Source organism: Salmonella sp. A7 (assembly GCF_020181675.1).
GTDB lineage: Bacteria > Pseudomonadota > Gammaproteobacteria > Enterobacterales > Enterobacteriaceae > Salmonella > Salmonella enterica.
The window spans coordinates 1,693,463-1,703,219 of record NZ_CP084001.1; the positions used below are offsets into that span (position 1 = coordinate 1,693,463).

At 50.7% G+C, this 9,757-nt stretch carries 8 protein-coding genes and 1 pseudogene; 3 read left to right on the top strand and 6 right to left on the bottom strand.

Features of this window, described 5'->3' with window-relative positions:
- Positions 1-140: 140 nt before the first annotated feature.
- The gene (gene fbaB / locus LCS67_RS08030; RefSeq protein ID WP_000129590.1) at positions 141-1,193 is read left to right on the top strand and encodes a class I fructose-bisphosphate aldolase; all 1,053 of its coding nucleotides are present in this window, start codon (positions 141-143) and stop codon (positions 1,191-1,193) included.
- Between the two features lie 52 nt (positions 1,194-1,245).
- Here the strand turns inward: fbaB and yegS are convergent, their stop codons facing one another.
- Positions 1,246-2,145, bottom strand: a complete 900-nt coding sequence (gene yegS / locus LCS67_RS08035; RefSeq protein WP_023207587.1) for a lipid kinase YegS — start codon at positions 2,143-2,145, stop codon at positions 1,246-1,248.
- Positions 2,146-2,703: 558 nt separating this feature from the next.
- Between yegS and steD the strand changes: the two genes are divergently transcribed.
- Positions 2,704-3,039: a type III secretion system effector SteD gene (gene steD, locus LCS67_RS08040; protein ID WP_001612048.1), complete on the top strand. Its 336-nt coding sequence runs from the start codon at positions 2,704-2,706 to the stop codon at positions 3,037-3,039.
- 121 nt (positions 3,040-3,160) lie between these two features.
- Positions 3,161-3,577 carry a CesT family type III secretion system chaperone gene (locus LCS67_RS08045; protein WP_001543023.1) on the top strand — a complete coding sequence of 139 codons (417 nt, stop codon included), beginning with the start codon at positions 3,161-3,163 and terminating at the stop codon, positions 3,575-3,577.
- Positions 3,578-3,586: 9 nt separating this feature from the next.
- On the opposite strand, the pseudogene LCS67_RS08050 reads toward LCS67_RS08045, so the two are convergent.
- From LCS67_RS08050 to LCS67_RS08070, 5 genes and pseudogenes are all read right to left on the bottom strand, one after another.
- Positions 3,587-3,766: pseudogene (locus LCS67_RS08050) on the bottom strand (non-LEE encoded effector protein NleB); the annotation flags it as partial.
- Positions 3,767-4,216: 450 nt separating this feature from the next.
- The gene (yegQ, locus tag LCS67_RS08055) at positions 4,217-5,578 is read right to left on the bottom strand and encodes a tRNA 5-hydroxyuridine modification protein YegQ (protein WP_001517981.1); all 1,362 of its coding nucleotides are present in this window, start codon (positions 5,576-5,578) and stop codon (positions 4,217-4,219) included.
- Between the two features lie 115 nt (positions 5,579-5,693).
- Positions 5,694-7,805, bottom strand: coding sequence for a DUF4034 domain-containing protein (locus LCS67_RS08060; protein ID WP_000434799.1), 2,112 nt, complete (start codon positions 7,803-7,805; stop codon positions 5,694-5,696).
- A 10-nt stretch (positions 7,806-7,815) separates the two neighbouring features.
- Positions 7,816-8,532 carry a DUF1266 domain-containing protein gene (locus LCS67_RS08065; RefSeq protein WP_000498590.1) on the bottom strand — a complete coding sequence of 239 codons (717 nt, stop codon included), beginning with the start codon at positions 8,530-8,532 and terminating at the stop codon, positions 7,816-7,818.
- Positions 8,532-9,731 carry a cytoplasmic protein gene (locus LCS67_RS08070; protein WP_141085979.1) on the bottom strand — a complete coding sequence of 400 codons (1,200 nt, stop codon included), beginning with the start codon at positions 9,729-9,731 and terminating at the stop codon, positions 8,532-8,534. Before LCS67_RS08070 ends, LCS67_RS08065 begins: the two co-directional genes overlap by 1 nt.
- Between the last annotated feature and the right edge of the window lie 26 nt (positions 9,732-9,757).

Here is a 9,757-nt window from a genome sequence, read left to right on the forward strand (position 1 = left end):
CGAGTCAGCAGATAGCGCCGAAAAAATGCGCTAAAGTTGGCAAAAATGGTCGGTCAGTACCAGGCTTATTGCGACCCGCAATCTGCGGGACAGGACTATTCACCTTCCGATACCCTATCGGAACTTACGGGAGCATAGCTATGACTGATATTGCGCAGTTGCTTGGCAAAGACGCCGACAGCCTTTTACAGCATCGTTGTATGACCATTCCGTCCGATCAGCTTTATCTACCCGGCAAGGATTACGTTGACCGGGTGATGATTGACAATAATCGTCCACCAGCCGTTCTGCGTAATATGCAGACGCTCTATAATACTGGTCGCCTGGCGGGAACAGGATACCTTTCGATACTGCCCGTCGATCAGGGGGTGGAGCACTCCGCCGGCGCTTCTTTTGCGGCCAACCCGCGCTACTTTGACCCAAAAAACATTGTTGAATTGGCGATTGAGGCCGGCTGTAACTGCGTGGCCTCTACCTACGGCGTACTGGCCTCGGTTTCACGGCGTTATGCGCACCGTATTCCGTTTTTGGTCAAACTGAATCACAACGAAACATTGAGCTATCCGACAGAGTACGATCAGACCCTGTACGCCAGCGTTGAGCAGGCGTTCAATATGGGCGCCGTGGCGGTAGGCGCGACGATCTATTTCGGTTCGGAACAGTCTCGTCGCCAGATTGAAGAGATCTCCGCCGCTTTTGAGCGTGCGCATGAGCTGGGTATGGTGACCGTATTGTGGGCTTACCTGCGTAATTCTTCCTTTAAAAAAGACGGCGTCGATTACCATGTATCCGCTGACCTGACGGGGCAAGCCAACCATCTGGCCGCTACGATTGGCGCGGATATTGTGAAACAGAAAATGGCCGAGAATAATGGCGGTTATAAAGCGGTCAACTTCGGCTATACCGACGATCGCGTGTACAGCAAACTGACCAGCGATAACCCGATTGATTTGGTACGTTACCAGTTGGCGAACTGCTATATGGGACGCGCCGGGCTTATCAACTCCGGCGGCGCGGACGGCGGCGACACTGATCTCGGCGACGCGGTTCGTACCGCGGTGATCAACAAACGAGCCGGTGGAATGGGGCTAATTCTGGGACGTAAAGCCTTTAAGAAATCGATGGCTGATGGCGTGAAGTTGATTAACGCCGTACAGGATGTCTATCTGGATAGCAAAGTCACCATCGCCTGAGTTTAACGAAGAAAAGCCGGATGTGAGCGCATCCGGCCAGCGACAGGTGTTATTAACGTAGCAACGGGCAGTCTGGCGGCAGCCGACAGCGTAATGCGCCAGGTAGCACCTCAATATGAAATTCTTGTCCGCTGAGTGGTTCGCCATCCAGATTAAACGTGATTTCATGCGGCGCATGAATATTAAACCACGCCGAGGCGCCGTCAATAATATTCGGATTGTCATCTGACTGCGTGAGTGTGGAAAACAGCGCCGGCAGCAGCTCTTCGCCGGTAAAAATCCGTAGCTGTAACAGCCCGTCGTTAATCAGCGCGGTGGGACATAATTGCTGCCCGCCGCCGGCCTGACGACCGTTGCCGATGCCGATTACCAGCGCATCTCCCTGCCAGTGAAAGTTTTCGCCACGTATTTCGCAGCGGTCAGGGGTCAGCGTATCCATTCTCATCAGACCGTGAATAAGATAGGAGACGCCGCCCAACGCGGCTTTAAGTTTTTCCGGCGTTTCGGTGGTAATGCGGGTGCCAAAACCGCCCGTCGCCATATTGATAAAACAGGTTTTATCATTGACCCTGGCCATATCAATTTCCATCGCGTTTCCGGCAATCGCCAGTTTCAGCGCTTTGTCCAGCGCTTCAGGAATACCGGCGCTGGTGGCAAAATCGTTGGCAGTGCCGAGCGGCAAAAGGCCCAGTGCAGGGGCTACGCCGTCGCGGATCTGGATGAGCGCGGTCGACACTTCATTAATGGTACCGTCTCCGCCGCCGGCAATCACCGTTTCAACGCCCAGTCTACGGGCTTCATCAACGTAACGCTGCGCGTCGCCTTTTTCCCAGGTTACCCGAACGTGAATCTGTATACCTTCGTCGCGAAGTAGAGTAATGGCCTCACGTAGCGGCTGGTTATCAGCGCTTTTGCCATTGAGGATCAGTAAGCTGGCGGGAAAGTTAGCCATCCGTTATGCCTTAATAAGTTGAACAACAATCTCCAGAAAGTGTATAGCAGAAATGAAAAAGCGAGGTCAGAACAGGATGAAAATTGAAATGTTGCGCACTTATTGCTTTACCGTTTTTCTTCCTGCTGTACGCAGCGGTAAGCGAAGCATGGTTTAAGACAAATGGCGACAAGAGAGATGCCGGTATGCGCATTGAGTAGCGCTTGTGAGAGTGCAGGGAAACCACAAGGGGGAGTCAGACGCTTTCCGATATAGCGCCTTTAATAACGAAACGGAGGATTAACAAGACGAACATACGTCAGTTATCAGTATTAATTTCAAACACCATAATATCAGATAAAAACCTGATATTTATTACCAAACATACTTTTTAATAGCATAAAATCGAAATGTTCTTTAGACTGCTTTGGCAGGAACAAGACGCACTATTAGCAGTACACTATTCTTGTTATCAAATAAAACCTATTTAGATGATGACTTAGCGCGGTGTCTTATAGTCGTGCCTGAGGTACCGCTTTTCTCATAAACATAAACAGGCATGTGCATGAAGAGGTTTATATGAATGTCACTTCAGGCGTGAATGCGCAAACGCCATTGCTCCCTCCTTCTGAACGGGGTAATGACGAAAAACCAGTAGCTGAAATCGTTGAGTTTAACGCTTACGGCAATAAACCCAGATGTTTAATGTGTCTGGGAACCTCGGCATTGTTTACAAGTGTTTTCAGTGGGGTATGCTCAGGGGCTGTCGCCAGTGTCAGTAGTGGTGCTGCATATACTACCGCTCTGACGGTTTTAGGCGCATCGCTTGGCATGGGGGGAATTGGTATGATGGGAATATGCGCCGGACTATACCTTAGCGCAAATGGCATCAGAACCCGGCCAGCCTGGCCATAAATGAGCAAACACAGCAAGTCATAGGGAAAAGATGAATTCCGACGATGACACGGGGTGTTAAGCGTCCAGACAAGAGGCTTATGACTTATATAGAAACTCTTTAAATAGAGTATGGGGTGTTATGTATTCAAGAGCCGATCGCTTATTAAGACAGTTTTCACTAAAATTAAATTCCGATTCAATTGCCTTTGACGAAAACAGATTATGCTCATTTATTATAGATAACCGTTACCGTATCTTACTAACAAGCACTAATAGCGAGTATATAATGATATACGGTTTTTGCGGAAGACCTCCGGATAATAATAATCTTGCTTTTGAATTTCTCAATGCTAATTTATGGTTTGCAGAGAATAATGGACCACATTTGTGTTATGATAATAACTCACAATCATTATTACTGGCTCTCAATTTCTCACTCAATGAAAGTTCTGTAGAGAAACTTGAATGTGAAATTGAGGTAGTTATTAGATCAATGGAGAATCTGTATCACATTTTACAGGATAAAGGAATAACTCTGGATACCGATTATACGTGACGGTGGGAAGGGTGTTTGGTGATCTGGTGGTAATAGAGGATAATCAATCCCAGCAAAACTTACATGGCCTGATGAAGGTGGACTGAGCGTAGGTGCGATGGTTTGAGTATTACTTTGACATGAAATCAAACCTCTAATCCGGGAAAACATTATTTTAATCCTTGTAAAACCGGCATTAAAACGTGCCATAACTTTACACGCTTAAATTATCGGTTTTTAACCTTAATTTAATAACCTGGAAACTTTTTGTGTAAGTTCTCACAAAGCAGTTCTTGATTTAATTCACTGATTTTAAACGTAAATGTCAGAATGCTAAGTCCTGAGTCTGACCGGATGCGGGAGGATTGTGACTTGCTGGCTGGCAATGGATAGGGGAGGTCTCTAAACCAAAGCGCCCATTTGCGCTTTGGTTAGTGTGGTCAATTTTTGGATATGGCGGGAAGTACCACTTTTTTATTGATTATATGCAAAAAATAAGCCTGCGTAAGGGAGATTACGCAGGCCAAGGAGGTGGTTCCTGGTACAGCTAGCATTTATGGGTTATGTTTTTCAGCGCGTTGAATAATACCCGCATTGAGCGAAGCGGTATGTGATCAATTTCTAAGAATCTTCCCGCCATGAAAAAATAACCGCAATTAACTACTTAGCATGGGGGTTACGCGTTGATTCGCCTGAGAAATTACGCATCAATAGTGCGTAATCCAGCGTAACGTCCTGCGGGACGGGCATCCAGACGGTATAGCCATCGCCAGGTGCCACCGGCATAGCGTCTCCTTTGGCGTTCTCCATCTGTTCCAGGGTGAAATTGATATTTCCCTGCGGTGTCATCAGCTCCAGACTATCGCCAACGGAGAATTTATTCTTCACCGCCACGGCCGCCAGTTGGCCTTTACGCTCGCCGGTGAACTCGCCGACAAATTGCTGGCGTTCGGAAACGGAGTAACCGTACTCGTAATTCTGGTAATCGTCGTGCGTATGGCGACGCAGGAAACCTTCGGTATAGCCGCGATGAGCCAGACCTTCCAGCGTTTCCAGCAGCGTAGGGTCGAAGGGTTTACCCGCGGCGGCGTCGTCGATGGCCTTACGGTAGACCTGCGCGGTACGGGCGCAGTAATAAAAGGATTTGGTGCGGCCTTCGATTTTCAGCGAGTGGACGCCCATTTTCGTCAGGCGCTCCACGTGGGCGATAGCGCGCAAATCTTTTGAGTTCATGATATAGGTGCCATGCTCGTCTTCGAACGCGGTCATGTATTCGCCCGGTCTTTGGGCCTCTTCTATCATAAACACTTTATCCGTCGGCGCACCGATACCGAGCGTCGGCTCAACGTTCTGTACCGGAATCGGTTCGTGCTTATGCACGATGTTGCCGACAACGTCTTCTTTTCCTTCCTGCACGTTATATTCCCAACGGCAGGCATTGGTGCAGGTGCCCTGATTCGGATCGCGTTTATTGATGTAGCCGGAAAGCAGGCAGCGGCCGGAATAGGCCATGCATAGCGCGCCGTGGACGAAAATTTCTATTTCCATATCCGGCACCTGCTGGCGAATTTCCTCAATCTCTTCCAGCGACAGCTCGCGGGAGAGAATCACACGGGTCAGCCCCATCTGCTGCCAGAATTTTACCGTCGCCCAGTTTACGGCATTAGCCTGTACCGACAGGTGAATCGGCATTGCCGGGAAGTGCTCGCGTACCAGCATAATCAACCCTGGATCGGACATGATCAGCGCATCCGGGCCCATCTCGACGACGGGTTTCAGGTCACGGATAAAGGTTTTGAGCTTGGCGTTATGCGGGGCGATGTTCACCACCACGTAGAATTTTTTTCCGAGCGCGTGGGCTTCGTTGATGCCAAGCTGCAAATTTTCGTGATTGAATTCGTTATTACGCACGCGTAAAGAGTAGCGCGGTTGGCCCGCATAGACGGCATCGGCACCGTAAGCGAAAGCGTAACGCATATTTTTCAGCGTTCCCGCCGGCGAAAGAAGTTCTGGTTTAAACATCATTTTCTCGTTCTGATGACAGGTCAGATCCGCCTCACCTGATGAGGCGGCTGGAGGAGAGTCCTCACTTTAAGGGCGGGCATTGTAGCGCCGTGGGAGAGGGGAGTAAACCACCTTACACCATTGAGTTGACCTGTCCCGGCAGCTCTGAATTCGGGATGCGGACGGTATACCAGGCGAAACGAAAGCGTTTCCAGAAAGAATCGAAATGCAGGTGGTCCAGGCAGTCCATAACGATTTCATTATCCGGGTAAAGCGTGAAGGCAAAATGTGCCCAGCGTGCGCTTAGCTTCATATTAAACAGCGTTCGATCGTGTTTATTACCGTGCAGGCGCGATAGGGTCACCATAGCGTGTAGCGTGCCTTTGTTGGCCTCTTGTTGCACCAGTTCCAGATGCTTATGCGCCAGCGTAATATCCTTCACTTCAAAAATATTCAGCAGGAACAAGCCCCAGGCCTCTTTATGCCCGAACTGATGCGCCAGCCAGAGATTATCGAGTAGTTCTTTTTCATAAGCGGAACGTTTTTCGGTATCAAATTCTTGTTTACTCAGACGCTGGTTGCAGACGCCGATGCTGAAATGAATATTTTGCAGGTCATTTTCATAGTCAGTATAGCCTCCGTTATCTATTAATTTGTACGGGGTGCTCTCGCGCAGAGCTAACTGCCGGTGCAAAATCTCCGCCGCGCGCTGAAAATACCCTAACGCGATGGCAGGATCGTAAGGTAGTAGGCCGTTGTTCTCTTTATTATTGTGTTCAAGGCCCAGCAGGTTTAGCGCGGCGGGGATATTTCTTTGCGCGCCCAGCTCTGCCAGCGGCACGAAATGTTCCGGGAGCCCGAACCAGTTGAAATTTTTAATCGCCGCCCGCCAGTGATGGTTATATTTAATGTCGGCGACGCTATCGAGCCAGGCGAGGCCTTGCGCCTCATCCTTTTCGAAACCCAATAGCCCGGCGTACTGAACGTAGCCACGACGGATTTTCGGCACTGCGAATTGCGTTTGCTGCGCATTCTGACAGAGAAAATTATACATCCACCAGGTGTCAGGAAAATCACGCAGGGCGAACTTTATCGTGTCATCAGAGAAATAATTGTTGAGCTTAACTTTTTCCATGATCGAACGCTGAAGGGTTCGCCAGAGCGCGTCATTATCGTCCAGATCGCTATAGCAGACCCGCAGCCACTCCAGCGCGTTGTGGCGAGATTCCTGGATATGCGCCCGCAGGCTAATCTCTTCGGCTTTGGCGATAATGCGTTCCTGTTCTGCCGGGGAGTCAACCTCTTTAATGCGCAGATCGCGGTGATCGTCCCACCAGATTAATAGCTCCAGATGTTCACGTTCTGCGGCAGAAAGGTGATCGCATACGCTTGATTCCAGAAATTCGCGGATTTCCTCGTGAGACCCTCCCCAGCGCGGCATACGAAACGGGATATATTCATCCAGCACGTAAAATGCCGTCGGGAAAATAGCCAGGCAGACGGCGAGCCAGTATTTTTGCCCGGCATCGTCATTGCACTCCGGTAGCACGGACGGGCGCGGCAAATTTGGGCAAACCGCGTCGGCAAACGACAGCCCGGAATGGGCCATCAGCGCGTCCACCTCCTGCGGTGAATGGCGATGATATTCAGCCAGATCTTCCATTAATGGCTGCCCGGCAACATCCGCGCCCACAAGGAACTCAACCAGCCAGTCGGGCTGGCCGAAGACTTTTGAGTTGGTGCTGGTCAGGGCCGCCGCCATCCACTGGCGCGGTTCACAGTCGATAGCATTGAGCACGGCGATGACCATCCGTTCGTTGCAGGCGGCAGCGCAGATCCACATCGCTCGGGTGGTTTCTCTCGCCCAGCCATAGCTGCGATACAGCCACGCACGGTGATTCCAGTATTGCGCCTCGGCAAGCCAGGCGTGAGTAGAGCGGGGGCGGGCGCGCTGCCAGTTTTTGATCAGCGCTAATCCTTGCGGCCCGGCCTCAACCAGCGTGTCCATATCGTAAAAAGGGTTGTCCATTTGATTCCAGGCGAAGAAATAGCGCTTTTCCGCTTCGCGGCTGGTAAAGCTCTCCGTCAGCGCCTGGTTGTAGCGTTCGTCCAGTTCGTCATAGCGTTCTTCGCGCAGCAGGCCGGGAATATCGGCGATATGCCATTCGCGTTGCCCGTCATTGAGGGGATTTTTGTGGTTGCACATCTCAAACATAGCGTTGAGCAGACGATCACCCTGTTCCATAAAGCGTCCTTTAAATCGGCTCGAAAATTTTGAATTCATTCCACGGCAGTTGTCGCCAGCGGCTGACAGGGTCTTGCAGATAATGGGTGGCTTCCTGTAAATCCCGTCCGGCAGGCGCTGTTGGCGTGTCACGTAGCGTGAGCCATACCCGGCGTGCGCGAACGTAGGCGGTGGCGTAATCCTCCCAGGAATCAAAACAGTCCTGAGCGCGCTGGGCGTTAAGTAACAACACCAGCCAGGCCTGATTTTCATCACACCAGCCGAGCCCGGCGATACAGCGGGTCAGGAAGGCGGTGCGCATGCAGTCGAATGCCAGCGCGTCGCGGACCTGTCCCTGGGCCGCCAGATAATGGTAAAACGTGCGCGGCGAGCTGCCGATGCCCGCAGGCCAGCGGCGTAAGATATCCTCGACCTTGTGGCGTAACGCCGCGCCGTCGAGGTTTTCGCTCAAGCCCAGCTCTTTTTTTACCTGCTGTGCCAGATAGCGGCGTTTGTCATCGTCAAGTTTGAAGACCAGCTCAACGCCTTTGGTCGGTAGCCCGTTGCGCCGGGCGAGGATATCAGCTAGCGCCAGCGCCCATTGCCGCCGTCGGGTATCGCGACGCAGATCCTTCAGACGATCTTTTTCTTTCTCCTCGGCGATACGGGCCGCAATCAGCGGTTTGTTTTTTTTGTAGTTGCGCCAGCTAAAAAATAGGGCGGCAATAATAAGAACAATCCAGAACATTAGCGCTCCTCCCTGGTTGCAGAAAGATAGCGCGTGGTTTGTAGCGTCAGGCTTTCAATTTCGAAAGGTTCACTACTGGTGTTTTTTCCGGCAAGCGTAGGGTGCCATTCATGCCGTGGAAACAGCATTTCCGCAGCCGTCGCCACGTTAGGATCAACAACCTGAAGATAGCGCAGCGCCTCCGGGGCGCTGTGCAGCAGCCACTGTAAAGCCACCGGAGGCGTAGGGAAGTGCTCCATTAAATGAAAATTGTCATGCAGCACATTGAGCAGAAAATTGAGGTCATGAATATGAGTAATAAATTTCCAACCTGAATATTCCGGCGTTGCTTCATAAACTATTCCCATCTCTTCGCAATCGGCGTGGCGCTCAGGAAGTGGTTGCAGATGGCGTAACAGAGATAAAACATCGTTAGCATATTTCTTAATAGGATGGCGATTTTGCTTACCTTTAATCTGATCAATGCTCAGGCCGTTATTACCAACCACCAGGCTTATTGTGACGTGGGGAATATTATTGCCGTCGCGCAGGCTGAACAGGCGAAGTTTTTGTTGTTCAATTTGCCGGGCGTAGTAATCGCCGTAGCCGCCGGAAAGCGCGCCTTTATTATCAAAATCTCCGACGCAGTGTTGCATATGCCAGGATTCATACGCCATCTCACTGCGCAGGCCGGGGTTTGTTGCATCAAACTCAACCAGCACGCCGTTATTCACCGTCATCACCGGTTTTAGCGCCTCGCTGTTGGAGGGATACCAACCTTGTTCACGCAGGCGCTGCATTTTTTGATGCTCCGCTTCGCGCATTGCCAGCACGGTAAAGCAGTTGATGCGCTGTAGTTTAGTTTCCAGCCGCGTTCCTTCCTGACGCGAAAGAAATTCCACTAAATCTCTTTCCATTGCCACAAGTTGCGGGTGCTGAACGTTAAGGTAGTAAAAGCGCTCATCGCCACCCAGCTTTGGCGCCAGCCAGGCGGGGATTTCTGCATCAGCGCTAAAATAAACGGCATAATCGGCGCCGGAGCGCACAGGATAAACATGAGGAAAGTCACCGATGATCCAACGATAAAAATGGTTGCTTAACCAGCGCTGGATATTTTCGCTGTCGCCGCGTTGTTGGCTCCGGGAAAAAATAGACGATTTTACATTTGGCGCATTTATTATATTGCGTGGTTTATAGCGGTGAGATGACGTTTCTGTCATAAAAATCCATGTATAATTAAGTTGGT